Source organism: Pseudooctadecabacter sp. (assembly GCF_020627745.1).
Taxonomy (GTDB): Bacteria; Pseudomonadota; Alphaproteobacteria; order Rhodobacterales; family Rhodobacteraceae; genus Octadecabacter.
The window spans coordinates 102464-116467 of sequence record NZ_JAHDGE010000006.1; the positions used below are offsets into that span (position 1 = coordinate 102464).

The following is a 14004-nucleotide window of genomic DNA, read 5'->3' on the forward strand; positions in this document are numbered from 1 at the left end:
CGCAGCCCGAAGGCTGCGTCAGGTCGGGCGATAGCACCCATGGGAATTCATGACCAAAGCTTGGTGATCTACCAGGCGTCCGGGCCTTTTTCGGCAAAGGCATGCACCAGAAAGTCGATAAAGGCGCGGACCTTGGGCTGTGTGAAACGACCGGGCGGATAGACCGCGTAAATACCTTGGGTTTCCACCGGCAGGTCGGGGATCGCCTCTTCGATCAGGCCTTTTTCCATTGCATCAGCGTAAAGGAAGGACGGCAGATAGGCGATGCCAAGGCCCGAGATTGCGGCATTCAACAAGGACTGACCGTCGTTCACCGTCAACCAACCAGCCGTGCGAACCTGACGTTTCTCGCCTGAAGGCGCTGTCAGTTTCCAGACCGCGGAATTGGCCTGATTGGAATAATGCAGCAGTTTGTGTTCATTCAGATCGTCGATCTTTTCGGGGCGGCCGTATTGTTCGAAATAAGCAGGCGACGCGACCATCCTGCGGGAGGTTTCGGTCAATTTGCGTGCCCTCAAGGTGCTGTCTTCCAGCTCACCAATACGGACGGCCATGTCGAACCCTTCGGAAATCAGTTCGACATAACGGTTGTTGAGGACCATGTTGACCGTGATGTCAGGAAATTCGCCAAGGAAATCACCCAAGACCGGGGACAGATGATTAACGCCGAAATCAGTGGCAACCGAGATGCGCAGCAGACCGGACGGTGCGCTTTGCATTGACGTGACAAGGGCGTCTGCCTCACCTGCGTCATTCAGAACGCGACGGGCGCGGTCGTAATAGGCAAGGCCGATTTCTGTCGGGCTGACCCGACGGGTCGTGCGGTTCAAAAGGCGGGCACCAAGGCGCGCTTCGAGAGAGGACACATGCTTGGACACGGCGGATTTCGAAATCCCCATCTTCTTGGCTGCGTCGGTAAATCCACCCTGGTCCACGACAGTGGCAAAGGCTTCCATTTCGGTCAGGCGATCCATGCGTCGTCCTCGGTTTGCGTCTTTGTTCGAGGATCATCTATCGGGTCGAAATCGGGCAGGACTGAGACGCTGGCCTGACAATTACGCGGTTTCTGCACGACTGTTGCGAGGCAGGAAACGCAAAACCGCCCCGCTTTGAGGGCGGGGCGGTTGGTCGTGATGTGGTGATCAGGCCGCGATGTCGCGGGGGTGTTTACCCTCTTCCACCTCTTCCACGATCTTGGACACAAAGTCCTTCAGATCGTCGGGATTACGGCTGGTGATGATCCCGTTGCTGATGGCGACGGATTGATCAACCCAGTTGGCACCGGCGTTTTCAACGTCCGTGCGGATCGAGTGATAGGACGTCATTTCGCGCCCTTTGGCGATGCCTGCCTCGACCAGCAGCCATGGGGCATGACAGACTGCGGCGATAATCTTGCCAGCGTCCGCAAAGGCGCGGATCAGAAGCATTGTGTCCTTGTCGACCCGCAAAAGGTCGGGGTTGATCTGGCCGCCGGGCAGCACAAGGGCGTCATAATCTTCGACCTTCGCGTCCGCGATTTTCAGGTCTGCCTCGGCTTCCCGACCCCAGTCGTCGCCTTCCCACCCTTTAATGGCGTTGCCGTCCAGTGTGGCCACATGCACGGTGGCCCCTTTGGCACGCAACTGGTCGCGGGGAAACTCGAGTTCGGATTGTTCAAACCCGTGGGTCGAGACGATGAGGATTTTGGATGCGTCGATAGTCGGCATTTCGATCTCCTTTAAGTTGCTTGAAGACACAACGCGACTTGGCGGACGATGTTCCAGCTAGGGTTGCGAAAGTCCCGACATCACGGAAGCGACAAGTCCCCCGATCCGCGCCGCACCGTCCACGGATGGATGCACCAGATCCCTGTCGTACAGCGTCAGGTTATCCGGCGCGATCACGCGGGCCGGATCAACAAAGGCCACCCCATCAAGGGATACAGCCATGGCGCGTTGCCGCGCCTTCAACAGATCAAGTGTGTCGCGACAGGGAGAAAACGGACCGCCCGCAACGCTGATGGGGTAATAGCCCAGCCAAATGACCTCGGCACCACCAGACCGGAGAGAGCGGACAAATTGCGGAATCGCACCGCGCTGACCGTCCGACGATATCAGCTGTTCCAGCACTGCGGCCTCACGAGGGGTGCCGCAGACATCGCCAATGTCATTACCGCCGCCGTTGATTAAAACCACGTCCCAATCGCCGGCGACAAATTGTGTCGGGATGCCGCGCGATCCGATAAATGTCGCACCGGCGATGGATTGATTGGTGACGTTCTGACCGGTCCGCCCCTCGACCACCGCCGGAATGGATGCACCTTTTCCGCGATGCCACGCAAGAATGCTGTCGCCAATGGCCAAGACGTCCGCATCTGTGTCAACCGGCGGCGCTATAACCACGCAACCTGTCAGGATCGCACCGGCCAGAACCGCTGCAATCCTCATTTATAGTGTTCCCGGCGCGATCCGAAATCATGCACCCGTTTGCGCCACGCCCGATAGCTGCCGGGTTTGAGGTTCGCCCGCATCAGCGCGACAACCTCTTTCTCGGTCAATCCGAATTCCGCGTGGATCGTGGAAAACGGGATGTGATCACTCAATGCCATTTCGATGACGGCAGATGTATCGGCTTCGGTCATGGTACGCTCCTTGACACCAAGACCTAGGCCGCCACCCGTCGGGTCAACCCCGCTAGAGACCTGCGACCAAGCGCGTCCCCTGATCAATGGCGCGCTTTGCATCCAGTTCGGCGGCAACGTCCGCACCGCCGATCACATGCGCCTTGATGCCCTTTGCCTCAAGCGCATCAGCCAGCGACCGCTGCGGCAGTTGTCCGGCGCACAACACGATCGTATCCGCCTCGATCAACGTCGGGTTCTCCCGCGCCTCCCCGAAACTGATATGCAATCCCGCCCCGTCGATCCGTTCGTAATTCACGCCGCCGACCATTTCGACATTCTTCATCTTGAGGGCCGCGCGGTGAATCCAACCCGTTGTCTTACCGAGGCCCTTGCCCAGCTTTTGCGCCTTGCGTTGCAGCAATGTCACCTGCCGGATAGCAGGGTCAGGCTGCGGACCTTCGGGGCGCAGACCGCCGCGCACCTCTTCGGGGTCGCCGACGCCCCATTCCTCCAGCCATTCGGCCAGATCCTCGGTCGGGCTATCGTCTGTCACCAGATAATCCGCCACATCAAAACCGATACCCCCAGCCCCGATGATGGCGACCTTTTGGCCGACCTTCGCCTTGCCGCGCAGAACGTCGATGTAGGACAGCACATGGGGCATGTCCTGCCCGTCGATCTGCGGGTCACGGGGGATCACGCCGGTGGCGATGATCACCTCATCAAAGCCTGCCAGATCGTCTGGTGTTGCCTCGGCCCCCAGTTCAAGGGTGATCCCGGCTTCGGCCACGGCGGCACGGTAATAATCAACCAGACCCCAGAACTCCTCTTTGCCCGGGACCTGCTTTGCCATGTTAAGCTGCCCGCCAATTTCCTTTTCCCGGTCAAAAACGGTCACGGACATGCCCCGTTCCGCCGCAGCCAGCGCTGCCGCCAGTCCGGCCGGCCCCGCCCCGACGATGCCGACGGATTTCGAGGACGGCGTCATCACCAGTTCGGTTTCATGTGCGGCCTTGGGATTGACCAGACACGACGCGATCTTCATGGAAAACGTGTGATCCAGACAGGCCTGATTGCAGGCAATGCAGGGGGCAATCACATCGGCCCGACCAGCCTGCGCCTTGGCCACAAAATCGGGATCGGCCAGAAACGGACGCGCCATGCTGACCATGTCGGCGCATCCGTCCGCAAGAACATCCTCACCCACCTGAGGGGTATTGATCCGGTTTGAGGTGATGACGGGAATGCCCACCTCACCCATCAGTTTCTTGGTGACCCACGTAAAGGCCCGCCGCGGCACCGAGGTGGCAATGGTGGGAATACGGGCCTCGTGCCAGCCGATACCGGTATTGAGGATCGTGGCACCGGCGGCTTCGATAGCGCGCGCAAGTTGAACAACCTCCTCCCACGTTGACCCGTCAGGGATAAGGTCGATCATGGACAGCCGGTAGATCACGATGAAATCGGGGCCGACAGCCTCCCGGACACGCCGGACAACCTCGACCGGAAGACGCATCCGGTTTTCATAGGACCCGCCCCAGCGGTCCTCGCGTTTGTTGGTGTGCGTGACGAGGAACTGATTCAGGAAATAGCCTTCGGACCCCATGACCTCGACACCGTCATAGCCTGCCTCGCGCGCGCGCCGGGCGGCTGTGACCATGTCGGTGATCTGCTGTTCGATGCCCGCCTCATCCAATGCGCGCGGGGGAAACGGCGAGATCGGGGATTTAACCGGTGACGGTGCCACGCAGTCTTTCGAATAGGCGTAGCGCCCTGCATGGAGGATCTGCATGGCGATCTTGCCACCTGCGTCATGTACACGGTCTGTGACAATCTTGTGGTTGGCGATATCGCGATCGGAAAACAATCCGGCAGCGCCCGGAAAGACCCCGCCCTCGGCGTTGGGGGCCATCCCGCCCGTCACCATCAGCGCAACACCACCACGCGCCCGGGCGGCATAGAATTCCGCCACGCGGTTCCAGTCGCGTGTCTCCTCAAGACCTGTGTGCATCGACCCCATCAACACGCGGTTCTTCAATGTGGTGAAGCCCAGATCGAGGGGCGCCAGAAGGTGAGGGTAGTGAGTCATGGAACGTCTCCTTAATCCGGGACACAGTGCTGCAGCTTTACGCAAACGTCACCCCAAACGCGACGTCACCCTCTTCTCTGGTTCTCAAATACCTAAATTCTTCGATTGCGTCACGCGCCGGGTGATCGGGTCAGACCACTGCGCCGCGCAGCGGCGCGGATCGGATTGGCGCAGCCAATTCGAAACCCTTACCCCAAGGTTTCGACACAATGCCTGCGAAAGGCCTTTTTCAACATATCCAACTCGGCCCGCAGCAACGACATTTCGGCGCGGATGTCTTCGGCAAGAGCATCGCCCGCAACGATGGAAAAACTTCCCAGAACCGTGTTGGATGCACCATCGGAAATGACAAAGGTCTGCACCCCGTCGGCTATACGATCCGCCGGAACCGGCACGGATACGATCCAGTGTTCCTCGACGCGATCTTCCGTCACCTCGATGCCGTCCAGCACCTCGTCCAGATGGGTGACCTTGATGTCGGGCTGCCACTGCGCCTGTCCGGTGTGGCGCAATGCGCCGGTCCAGACCCCTTCGGCCAGCCGCAATTTTGTCAGTTCGATATCGTTCGACATGGACATCCCCTATAGTTCGGCGCGCGGATTGCGCGACAGGGTCACGTCGCGGATCGTGACCTGGTTCATTTCGGGCCCTTCAAAGATCAAATCGACCCACATGGAATCCACACGCTTTTCGTTCAGCTTTGTATAGGCCAGGTCGAATTCAACCATGATATGATCGTCATTCAGCGGCAGCTCGCGTACGATCTGTTCGGTGTTGGGCCCGTGTCGCACGTTCAGACGCGCGAAAATTTCAAGCGGCTTTTCGACTTCGACGATGGCTTCCAGTCGCAAAAGATGGGTTCGCAGCAGACCGTTGCAGCTGGCGTCGGGCAGATTGAGAACAAGGCTGAGGAACGAACCGTCAAACCGGAACACATCCATGCGCAACCCGTAAGGGGCCAGATCGGCCTCGCGGATGTTGCGCAACTGGCGCAGGGTCAACTCGGAAATGTGGCAATCGTGAAACACCGTCACCTCATCGCCCAGCATGGTTTTGCTTTCGACCGACGCCATCCCCTTGACGGGCAATGCACCACGCCACAGTTGTGGCCGCCACGCCCAATCCGTGCCGGGCGGCTTGGGAAACGACGATGAACCGATGCGCGGCAAGGCCAGACGGCTGTCCGCCGTATGTGTCAGTTCATCCAGTTTCTGACGCAATATCCGTGCCTGATTGCGACGCCGCCGCAGGACGGCCAGATCGGTCGTGGGCGCGGCATTGGCCGCACGCGCCCAAAAGGCCCGCGCGCGACGCATCAGGACGCGCTCCAATATCCCGCTTTTGTAGTGCACCATAGTGATTGCCGGTCGGTTTCGGTTGTCGCGACCATACCTGACAAATTGTTTCGAAAAAGGAAACAATTATACGGGCGAATACAGGGAATTAGTTGGCGAGTGCGACTTCCGTGGACAGTGTATTCGCCTCGGCCAGTTCGGCCATGGTCACCACCAGAAGGCGTTCCCCCGCAGCGGCACTCAGGGGGTTGCGATCAAAGCTGAGGACCGACACCGTTGTCAGGCGCCCCTGCACATCCAGAAATCCACGCCATTGCGCGCCGCTGGTGCCTGCAAAGGACGGGCCGGTTGTATCCTCGAACCGTGCCAGCACACCGGCACGGTCGGTCACGGTCGAAACGGAGGCAATCTTTGCGGGGTCACCATCAGACGACAGGATGGCACGGCCTTGCTCGGATGCAATAAAGGCCGCGAAGACCTCTTCATTGTCCGTGACGCTGGCCGTATCCGCGTCTCCGAACTGGACAAGGATCAATCCGTCAGGGTTTGGCATGACCGCCGCTTCGTCCGACAAAAGGGCACAGCCCGCCAGAACAGCGAACCCGCGCCGTGCGTCGCTGGCGGCTTGGTCAATGCAGTAGCCTTCGGGGCCGCGCACCCGCACATCCCCACCCAAAAGCGCCAGCGTGCGGATGCCTTCGTTTGTCGCATCGCGGGAGGACCCAAATCCGGCCAACGTGTCGGCCAGACCTGTCGACATATCCGCACAGCCCGACAGCGCCATCGCGGCGCACATCGCGATCACCCGACCCGGCATCGGATTAGATATCCATGTAGATGTGACGTTCTTCCTTGGCACCCGGATGCGTCACCGCACCTTTTTGGGCCCCCCCGACCAGCTGGGCGTATTTCCACAGCGCACCCGAGGCATAGATCGTCTCTTTCGGGCCTTTCCAATCGGCCTTGCGCGCGGCCAGTTCGTCGTCTGTCAGATCGACAGAAAGTTCGCCGGTGACGGCATTGATGGTGATCATATCGCCATGCTGCAACAGACCGATGGGGCCACAATGCGCGGCCTCTGGCCCGACGTGGCCCACACAGAACCCGCGTGTCGCGCCTGAAAAACGGCCGTCGGTGATCAGCGCCACTTTCTTGCCCATGCCCTGACCGGACAGGGCCGCCGTCGTCGCCAGCATTTCGCGCATACCCGGCCCGCCAGAGGGGCCTTCGTTGCGGATGACCAGAACTTCACCCTCTTTGTATTCGCGCTTTTTGACGGCCTCGAACGCCTCTTCTTCGCTTTCGAACACACGGGCGGGACCGGTGAAAGATTGTTCTTCGGCAGACATTCCGGCGACCTTCACGATGGCGCCTTCGGGGGCCAGATTGCCCTTAAGGCCGACTACGCCGCCAGTTGCAGTGATCGGGGTCTCGACCGGATAGATGACCTTGCCGTCGGCGTTACGCTCAATAAGGTCCAGTTCATGCCCGATGCTTTCGCCCGTGGCGGTGATGCAATCCTCATGAACCAGACCGGCCTTGCGCAGCTCGCGCATGACAACGGGCACGCCGCCGACCTCATACAGGTCTTTGGCCACGTACTGACCGCCCGGTTTCAGGTCGACGAAATAGGGCGTGTCACGGAAGATGTCGCAGACGTCCATCAGGTCAAAATCAATTCCGGCCTCGTGCGCAATTGCAGGCAGGTGCAGACCGGCGTTGGTTGATCCGCCGGTACAGGCGACCACACGCGCCGCATTCTCAAGCGACTGACGTGTCACGATATCCCGCGCGCGGATGTTCTTGGCGATCAGGTTCATGACTGCCTCCCCAGACGCCTTGCCGTACTGATCGCGGCTTTCGTATGGGGCAGGTGCCGAAGAAGAATTCGGCAATGCCAGACCAATCGCCTCGGACACGCAAGCCATGGTGTTGGCGGTAAACTGGCCACCGCAGGCACCGGCCGACGGGCAGGCCACCCGTTCCAACACTTCCAAGGCTTCCTCGGACAAGGTGCCGTTCTGCTGGCGGCCTACGGCCTCAAACATGTCCTGCACAGTCAGGTCGCGATTGGCGAAATCGGCTGGCACATCAGCACCCGCAGGCGCACGACCCGGCAGGATCGACCCGCCGTAGATAAAGACAGACGGCGTGTTGAGACGCACCATGGCCATCATCATGCCGGGCAGGGATTTGTCACAGCCTGCGAGACCGACAATCGCGTCATAGGAATGGCCGCGCATGGTCAGTTCAACCGTGTCGGCAATCGCCTCACGGGACGCAAGCGATGACCGCATCCCTTCGTGGCCCATGGCAATGCCGTCGGTGACGGTGATCGTGGTAAATTCGCGCGGCGTACCCTTGGCAGTCTTAACGCCCAGCTTCACCGATTGCGCCTGACGGTTGAGGGCGATGTTACACGGTGCAGCTTCGTTCCAGCAGGTGGCGACACCCACCAGCGGTTGGTAAATCTCTTCCTCGGTCATACCCATGGCGTAGTAATAGGACCGGTGTGGCGCGCGCGCGGGCCCGATTGTCACGTGACGGCTGGGCAGATTGGTCTTGTCGGTGCGGTTGTTGTGATCTTTCGCCATGACGGCATCCTCCCAAGGAACAAGCGTTGCGCAACGGTCTAATTCGGCAAGGCTGTAGGGACAAGTCGCAAGTGACTTGGCATCGTTGCAGCGACAGGTCAGGGTGATGCGATGCAGCTGTCCTTCACGCCCCTGCCCGACCTGTACGCTATCGTGCGGCTGCCCGCCGCCTCGCTCACGCCCGCCTGGGTCAAGGGGCCGGGGCTAATCAATGTCACCATGGCCGAAGACGAGGTGTCGATTGTCTGCCCGTCAGACCGCGTGCCGCCGTCTGTCAAAGCAGAGCAGGGCTACGCGACCCTGCGTGTCGACACCCTCGCCGCGCTTGACGAACCGGGGGTGGTTATGGCGGCAGTGGCCCCGATAGCTGCGGCAGGACTGGGCGTCTTTGTCATATCCACCCATCTGCGCGACTACCTGCTGGTCCGGCACGCGACATTGCCAAAGGTGCGTTCCCTTTTGACGGAAGCCGGCCATGTCGTTGTCTGACAGCTATCCGGCGATGGTCACCCGTGCGGCGGCATTTCAGGACACCGCGCGCTGGACCTATGTTGTGATGGCATCCGTGATCCTTTATTTCGGTTTTGTGCTGCTGGTGGCCCCGGTTCTCACCGTTTGGGCCTACAGTCCGCGGATCACCGAAAATCCCGCCATCGCCGATGCATTCTATACCGGATCAACCCCGTTGGCCGTGCGCTGGAACCTTGCGCTGTTCGCAGTCTATATCGTGCTACTCTGGGGTGTCCTGCGCCTGCTGCACCGGATGACGCTTGCCCCGTTGATCGGCCCTCCGGCCGCCGCGCTTCGGGCGGGTGTCATGGTCGCGCTGTGGCTGACACCGCTGTATGTGTTTGCCCTTGCCCCGTCGATACGGGACCCGTCGGTCATCCAGCAGATGGCTGTTGCAGACTGGATCGGTATCCTGCCCCTGACCCTCCCGTTGATGTTTGTACAAATTGGTGCGGAAGAACTGGTCTTTCGCGGCTACCTGCAAAGCCATCTGGCCGCGCTGTCGCATCGACCGGTTGTCTGGATGGTTGTGCCGTCGGTGCTGTTCGGCCTGATCCACTATGACGGGACGCAACCGGCCTATTCTGCGTGGGCCTACGTCGTCTGGGCCACGGCACTTGGCCTTGTGTGTGCAGATGTCACAGCGCGGCACGGCAGCCTTGGCCCCGCCCTGGCCATTCATGCTGTCAATAATTTCTTCGCGATATTTGTGCTGGCCGCAGATGACTGGCTTTACGGCGCAGCGCTTTATGTCTGGCCCACGAACGGCGCACCCTGGGTGCCGTGGGTCCCTTATGAGGCGCTGTTTCTGCTCTGCGTCTGGCTGGCGGCACGATTGGCCCTGCGCCGCTGATTGCATTTGGCCCGCTGGCGGCTTATCTGAAAACAACCACCATTCGAGGCCCCCATGAACTGGATTTCCAACTACGTCCGACCGCGCATCAATTCGATCTTTTCGCGCCGCGAGGTGCCCGAAAACCTGTGGTCGAAATGCAGCGAATGCGGCACGATGCTGTTTCACCGCGAACTGGCTGAAAACCTGAATGTCTGTACCTCATGTGGTCATCACATGCAGATCAGCCCCCGCGACAGGTTCGCGAATCTGTTTGATGGCGGCGCCTTTTCTGAAGTTGCGGTGCCTGCGCCGACGGTTGACCCGCTCAACTTCCGGGATCAGAAACGCTATCCCGACCGTCTGAAAGCCGCCCAGAAACAGACCGACGAAAAAGAGGCGATGTTGGTGGCCACCGGCGACATGGGCCGGACACCCATTGTGGCCGCCTGTCAGGATTTCAGCTTTATGGCCGGGTCCATGGGTATGTACGTGGGCAACGCGATCATTGCGGCCGCTGAAAAGGCGGTCGAACGCCAGTGTCCGCTGATCCTGTTTTCCGCCGCCGGTGGCGCGCGCATGCAGGAGGGCATCCTCAGCCTGATGCAGATGCCGCGCACCACCGTGGCGATCGAAATGCTGAAAGAGGCGAACCTGCCCTACATCGTGGTCCTGACCCATCCGACCACCGGCGGTGTCACCGCCAGCTACGCCATGTTGGGCGATGTGCATATTGCAGAACCCAACGCGCTGATCTGCTTTGCCGGCCCCCGCGTCATCGAACAGACCATCCGCGAGAAACTGCCCGAAGGGTTCCAAAGAGCGGAATACCTGCTGGATCACGGGATGCTCGACCGCGTCACAGAACGCGGCAAGATGCGCGATGAACTGATCACGATCACCCGCATGCTGATGAACCTTGATCCGGCTGTCGCGGGCGACTTGCCAGCACCCGCTGAGAAGACCGAGGTCGAGGACATTCTTGAAGCGGCGACAGGCGAAGACACCACCGAATGACCGCCCTTTTGATCGGGGCTGGGCTCGGCGCGGTCCTCATCGGTACGCTCTACCGTTTGGGCGCGCTTGAGGACCGCAGCGGCATCGCCGTCTTGCTGGGCGCCATCGCCCTGTTCTGGCCCGTCTTCGCCTTTCAGGCTGAGGCAGGGACCGCCACGATCATCCTGCACTGCGCCGTCTTTCTGGCCTTCAGTGCGCTGGCCGCCTACGGCTTCAAGACCAGCGCGACCGTGCTCGCCGCAGGCATCATCGCGCACGGGCTGTTTGACGCCGCAACCTTGCTGACAGGCCACCCCGGCCCTGTTTGGTGGCCCGCCATGTGCGGCGGACTTGACGTCGTCGCGGGTGCTCTGCTCTTGTTTTTGATCAAAACCCAGCGGATTCCGGCCTGACGGGTCCCCTGTTTCATCTGGCCCGAAAAACTCCCCCCGGAGGGCCGCTTTCCACCCTGCACAAAGGCCCGCCGAGATGCCCCAATCCTCCGACCTGATCCTTGAACGCATGATGGCGCTGCATCCCAAGGTGATTGACCTGACACTGGACCGCATGTGGCGGCTGCTGGGCGCTTTGGGCAACCCGCAGGACCGTCTGCCGCCTGTCATTCACATTGCGGGCACCAATGGCAAAGGCAGCACGCAGGCCATGATCCGCGCAGGGCTTGAGGCGACGGGCGCCAAGGTCCACGCCTATACGTCCCCCCATCTGGCGCGGTTTCATGAACGCATCCGGCTGGCAGGCACGCTGATTACCGAAGAGGCGCTGACCGAAGCGCTCGACCGCTGCTATGCCGCCAATGACGGCCAGGACATCACCTATTTTGAAATTACCACCTGCGCCGCCCTTCTGGCCTTTGCCGAGACACCTGCTGACTACACCCTGCTTGAGGTGGGCTTGGGCGGGCGGCTGGATGCCACGAACGTCATGACACCCCGTTTGTCGATTATCACACCGGTCGATCTGGACCACCAACAATTCCTAGGTGATACCCTGGCTGAAATTGCAGGCGAAAAGGCGGGGATTATCAAACGTGGCGTGCCCGTGATCGTTGGTCCGCAACAAGATGACGCGATGGATGTGATTGAACGCAAAGCCCTGCGCGAAAGCGCGCCGGTGCTGGCCTATGGCCAACAGTTTCACGTCACCCGCGAACATGACCGGCTGGTCTATCAGGACGAAACCCGCCTTCTTGATCTGTCCCTGCCCGCCCTGCCCGGCCCCCACCAAATCCAGAACGCGGGCGCTGTTCTGGCCGCGCTGACCCACCTTGGCGCGGATGAGGCCGCATGTGAGGCCGCGATGACGCAGGCCGAATGGCCTGCGCGGATGCAGCGGATCACGTCAGGCCCCCTCGTGGATCGGTACAGCGCGGCGGAAATCTGGCTTGATGGGGGTCACAACCCCGCCGCAGGTCATGCGATTGCCGCGACGCTTGCGACGCTTCCCGAAAGGCCGACGCATCTGATCTGCGGGATGCTTAACACCAAGGACGTCACGGGGTTCATGGTGCCGTTGCAGCCCCACGCGGCGTCCCTCACCGCCGTGTCGATCCCCGGTGAGAAGAACACGCTGCCTGCCGAAGACACCGCCGACGCCGCCGCCAAGGCTGGCATTCCTGCCCAAACCGCGTCCGATCTTTATGCGGCCCTTGATGCGATCACCGCACAGACGCCCAATGCGCGCATCCTGATCTGCGGGTCGCTGTACTTTGCGGGCCATGTCATTCGGGAAAACACATGATCCGCACAGCCGCCTTTGTTGCCGCCCTCGCGCTGCCGGCGCAGGCCGCCGATTTCGAATTCTGCTGGGAAGGTGACAACGGCTACCGGATGGAAGGGTTCATGACGGTCCCCGATGCGCTGATGGACCGCGCATTGATCACCCATGACGATGTCAGCGCCTTTTTCATTCAAGGGTTCAAGGACGACGTGCCATTGGGCGCGTGGGATCTGTCGCAGTTGACACCGCAGACGTCATGGAACCTCAGCTTTGATCCACGCGGCATGGTGTTTCCCACAGGCGGGATGCACGACAGCCCCAAGGGACAGGCATGGAACGCAGGGGGTGGTGCCGATGATTGCGGCGATCCGGGGTTCGGGTTCAATTCCGGCACCAACGCACAGGACCTTTGCGTCAATAATGTCTGGCGCACCGACAGCATGATTTCGCGCTACACCCGATTTCCAGTGTTTGAGGCAGGCACGACCGTGTTGGATTGTGGCGGCACCGCACTGCTTAGCGGTCTGCCAGAGGTTCGGCCCGCCGCCCTTCAATAGCCCCCATTCTCAAAAAAACGAATCACCAGATTCGTTTTTCCTTTGACGAGTGATTCGCAAACGCTCTATATCTTGTTTTTAAGTCTATTTGAGCGTTGGCCTGTCAGCCGAACCACCACATATTGCGCTCATGTCGTTGGGGGACGAGGGATGAAACACGCAATTTCGGCGTGCATTTTCACAGGACTGACAACCACCGCCCTGGCGCAATCCCTTCCCGTGACCGAGGATGCGGTTTTCTTGTTCAATGGTCAGGAAATCACGATTTCCCGCTCGGCGACCCTGCCCGACACCAGTTTCGACGTCGTCAGCCGTGCCTTGTCGGAGTGTGTGCAACCGTGTTTGTCGCCCATGACGGCCGCGCAAAATGTGGCCACAGTGGGTGAGCTGGATGTGATCAATTTCATGTCCACCGCCATCGAAGAGGGCCACGGCCTTCTGGTGGATGCGCGCCTGCCCGATGCGCGCGCCGCGGCACACATCCCGGCGTCAGTGAACATTCCGGCCGCGACGGTGGCCGAAACCAACCCGTTCCGCGACGAAATCCTGATGGCGCTGGGTGCAGACCACTATCAAGGCATCTTCAACTTCGATGGCGCGATGGACCTGATCATTTTTGACGATGGACCCGCGACACAAGACGCCCCGACTTTCATCACCGACATGCTGGCTGCGGGGTATCCGCCCGAAAAGATCAGCTACTACCGGGGCGGGATGCAGGTCTGGACGACTTTGGGACTGACAACAGCAGGGACCGCGCAATGACCCTCACGCGCGCGTTCCTCTCCTTTA

16 protein-coding genes are annotated in these 14004 nt (G+C 60.5%); 7 read left to right on the plus strand and 9 right to left on the minus strand.

The genetic code is table 11. The annotated features are described in order from the left end of the window. Positions 1 to 68 precede the first annotated feature (68 nt). From QZ653_RS04745 to ilvD, 9 genes are all read right to left on the minus strand, one after another. Positions 69 to 974, minus strand: a complete 906-nt coding sequence (locus tag QZ653_RS04745; protein ID WP_296418067.1) for a LysR family transcriptional regulator — start codon at positions 972 to 974, stop codon at positions 69 to 71. Between the two features lie 168 nt (positions 975 to 1142). After that, the gene (locus tag QZ653_RS04750) at positions 1143 to 1706 is read right to left on the minus strand and encodes a type 1 glutamine amidotransferase domain-containing protein (RefSeq protein WP_296418069.1); all 564 of its coding nucleotides are present in this window, start codon (positions 1704 to 1706) and stop codon (positions 1143 to 1145) included. A gap of 57 nt (positions 1707 to 1763) precedes the next feature. After that, positions 1764 to 2426 (minus strand): SGNH/GDSL hydrolase family protein, encoded by a 663-nt coding sequence (locus tag QZ653_RS04755; RefSeq protein WP_296418071.1) that lies wholly within the window; start codon positions 2424 to 2426, stop codon positions 1764 to 1766. After that, entirely contained in the window at positions 2423 to 2620 is a 198-nt protein-coding gene (locus tag QZ653_RS04760) for a TIGR03643 family protein (RefSeq protein ID WP_296418072.1), read from the minus strand. The genes QZ653_RS04755 and QZ653_RS04760 overlap by 4 nt, the downstream gene beginning before the upstream one ends. A 52-nt stretch (positions 2621 to 2672) precedes the next feature. Further along, a complete protein-coding gene (locus tag QZ653_RS04765; protein WP_296418073.1) occupies positions 2673 to 4691 on the minus strand; it encodes an NADPH-dependent 2,4-dienoyl-CoA reductase in 2019 nt (672 codons plus the stop codon). 188 nt (positions 4692 to 4879) lie between these two features. Beyond that, the gene (locus QZ653_RS04770) at positions 4880 to 5263 is read right to left on the minus strand and encodes a hypothetical protein (protein ID WP_296418075.1); all 384 of its coding nucleotides are present in this window, start codon (positions 5261 to 5263) and stop codon (positions 4880 to 4882) included. A 9-nt stretch (positions 5264 to 5272) separates the two neighbouring features. Next, complete coding sequence (locus QZ653_RS04775; RefSeq protein WP_296418078.1) at positions 5273 to 6046, minus strand: DUF6478 family protein; 774 nt, start codon at positions 6044 to 6046, stop codon at positions 5273 to 5275. An 88-nt stretch (positions 6047 to 6134) separates the two neighbouring features. Beyond that, positions 6135 to 6803 (minus strand): hypothetical protein, encoded by a 669-nt coding sequence (locus QZ653_RS04780; RefSeq protein WP_296418080.1) that lies wholly within the window; start codon positions 6801 to 6803, stop codon positions 6135 to 6137. Between the two features lie 4 nt (positions 6804 to 6807). Further along, on the minus strand, positions 6808 to 8580 hold the full coding sequence (gene ilvD, locus QZ653_RS04785) for a dihydroxy-acid dehydratase (protein WP_296418082.1): 1773 nt from the start codon (positions 8578 to 8580) through the stop codon (positions 6808 to 6810). A gap of 111 nt (positions 8581 to 8691) precedes the next feature. On the opposite strand from ilvD, the gene QZ653_RS04790 reads away from it, so the two are divergent. From QZ653_RS04790 to QZ653_RS04820, 7 genes are all read left to right on the plus strand, one after another. Continuing rightward, positions 8692 to 9069: an ACT domain-containing protein gene (locus QZ653_RS04790; protein WP_296418085.1), complete on the plus strand. Its 378-nt coding sequence runs from the start codon at positions 8692 to 8694 to the stop codon at positions 9067 to 9069. Beyond that, the gene (locus QZ653_RS04795) at positions 9056 to 9943 is read left to right on the plus strand and encodes a CPBP family intramembrane glutamic endopeptidase (RefSeq protein ID WP_296418088.1); all 888 of its coding nucleotides are present in this window, start codon (positions 9056 to 9058) and stop codon (positions 9941 to 9943) included. The genes QZ653_RS04790 and QZ653_RS04795 overlap by 14 nt, the downstream gene beginning before the upstream one ends. 54 nt (positions 9944 to 9997) lie before the next feature. After that, positions 9998 to 10939 carry an acetyl-CoA carboxylase, carboxyltransferase subunit beta gene (gene accD / locus QZ653_RS04800; protein WP_296418090.1) on the plus strand — a complete coding sequence of 314 codons (942 nt, stop codon included), beginning with the start codon at positions 9998 to 10000 and terminating at the stop codon, positions 10937 to 10939. Further along, positions 10936 to 11331 (plus strand): hypothetical protein, encoded by a 396-nt coding sequence (locus tag QZ653_RS04805; RefSeq protein WP_296418091.1) that lies wholly within the window; start codon positions 10936 to 10938, stop codon positions 11329 to 11331. Before accD ends, QZ653_RS04805 begins: the two co-directional genes overlap by 4 nt. Positions 11332 to 11407: 76 nt before the next feature. After that, positions 11408 to 12676: a bifunctional folylpolyglutamate synthase/dihydrofolate synthase gene (locus QZ653_RS04810; protein WP_296418093.1), complete on the plus strand. Its 1269-nt coding sequence runs from the start codon at positions 11408 to 11410 to the stop codon at positions 12674 to 12676. Beyond that, a complete protein-coding gene (locus QZ653_RS04815; protein ID WP_296418095.1) occupies positions 12673 to 13212 on the plus strand; it encodes a hypothetical protein in 540 nt (179 codons plus the stop codon). Before QZ653_RS04810 ends, QZ653_RS04815 begins: the two co-directional genes overlap by 4 nt. Before the next feature lie 150 nt (positions 13213 to 13362). Continuing rightward, positions 13363 to 13977, plus strand: coding sequence for a rhodanese-like domain-containing protein (locus QZ653_RS04820; RefSeq protein ID WP_296418097.1), 615 nt, complete (start codon positions 13363 to 13365; stop codon positions 13975 to 13977). Positions 13978 to 14004: the final 27 nt, after the last annotated feature.

Coding starts and splice junctions, on each gene's coding strand:
- QZ653_RS04745 (WP_296418067.1), bottom strand. CDS start 974: ATGGATCGCCTGACCGAAATGGAAGCCTTTGCCACTGTCGTGGACCAG.
- QZ653_RS04750 (WP_296418069.1), bottom strand. CDS start 1,706: ATGCCGACTATCGACGCATCCAAAATCCTCATCGTCTCGACCCACGGG.
- QZ653_RS04755 (WP_296418071.1), bottom strand. CDS start 2,426: ATGAGGATTGCAGCGGTTCTGGCCGGTGCGATCCTGACAGGTTGCGTG.
- QZ653_RS04760 (WP_296418072.1), bottom strand. CDS start 2,620: ATGACCGAAGCCGATACATCTGCCGTCATCGAAATGGCATTGAGTGAT.
- QZ653_RS04765 (WP_296418073.1), bottom strand. CDS start 4,691: ATGACTCACTACCCTCACCTTCTGGCGCCCCTCGATCTGGGCTTCACC.
- QZ653_RS04770 (WP_296418075.1), bottom strand. CDS start 5,263: ATGTCGAACGATATCGAACTGACAAAATTGCGGCTGGCCGAAGGGGTC.
- QZ653_RS04775 (WP_296418078.1), bottom strand. CDS start 6,046: ATGGTGCACTACAAAAGCGGGATATTGGAGCGCGTCCTGATGCGTCGC.
- QZ653_RS04780 (WP_296418080.1), bottom strand. CDS start 6,803: ATGCCGGGTCGGGTGATCGCGATGTGCGCCGCGATGGCGCTGTCGGGC.
- ilvD (WP_296418082.1), bottom strand. CDS start 8,580: ATGGCGAAAGATCACAACAACCGCACCGACAAGACCAATCTGCCCAGC.
- QZ653_RS04790 (WP_296418085.1), top strand. CDS start 8,692: ATGCAGCTGTCCTTCACGCCCCTGCCCGACCTGTACGCTATCGTGCGG.
- QZ653_RS04795 (WP_296418088.1), top strand. CDS start 9,056: ATGTCGTTGTCTGACAGCTATCCGGCGATGGTCACCCGTGCGGCGGCA.
- accD (WP_296418090.1), top strand. CDS start 9,998: ATGAACTGGATTTCCAACTACGTCCGACCGCGCATCAATTCGATCTTT.
- QZ653_RS04805 (WP_296418091.1), top strand. CDS start 10,936: ATGACCGCCCTTTTGATCGGGGCTGGGCTCGGCGCGGTCCTCATCGGT.
- QZ653_RS04810 (WP_296418093.1), top strand. CDS start 11,408: ATGCCCCAATCCTCCGACCTGATCCTTGAACGCATGATGGCGCTGCAT.
- QZ653_RS04815 (WP_296418095.1), top strand. CDS start 12,673: ATGATCCGCACAGCCGCCTTTGTTGCCGCCCTCGCGCTGCCGGCGCAG.
- QZ653_RS04820 (WP_296418097.1), top strand. CDS start 13,363: ATGAAACACGCAATTTCGGCGTGCATTTTCACAGGACTGACAACCACC.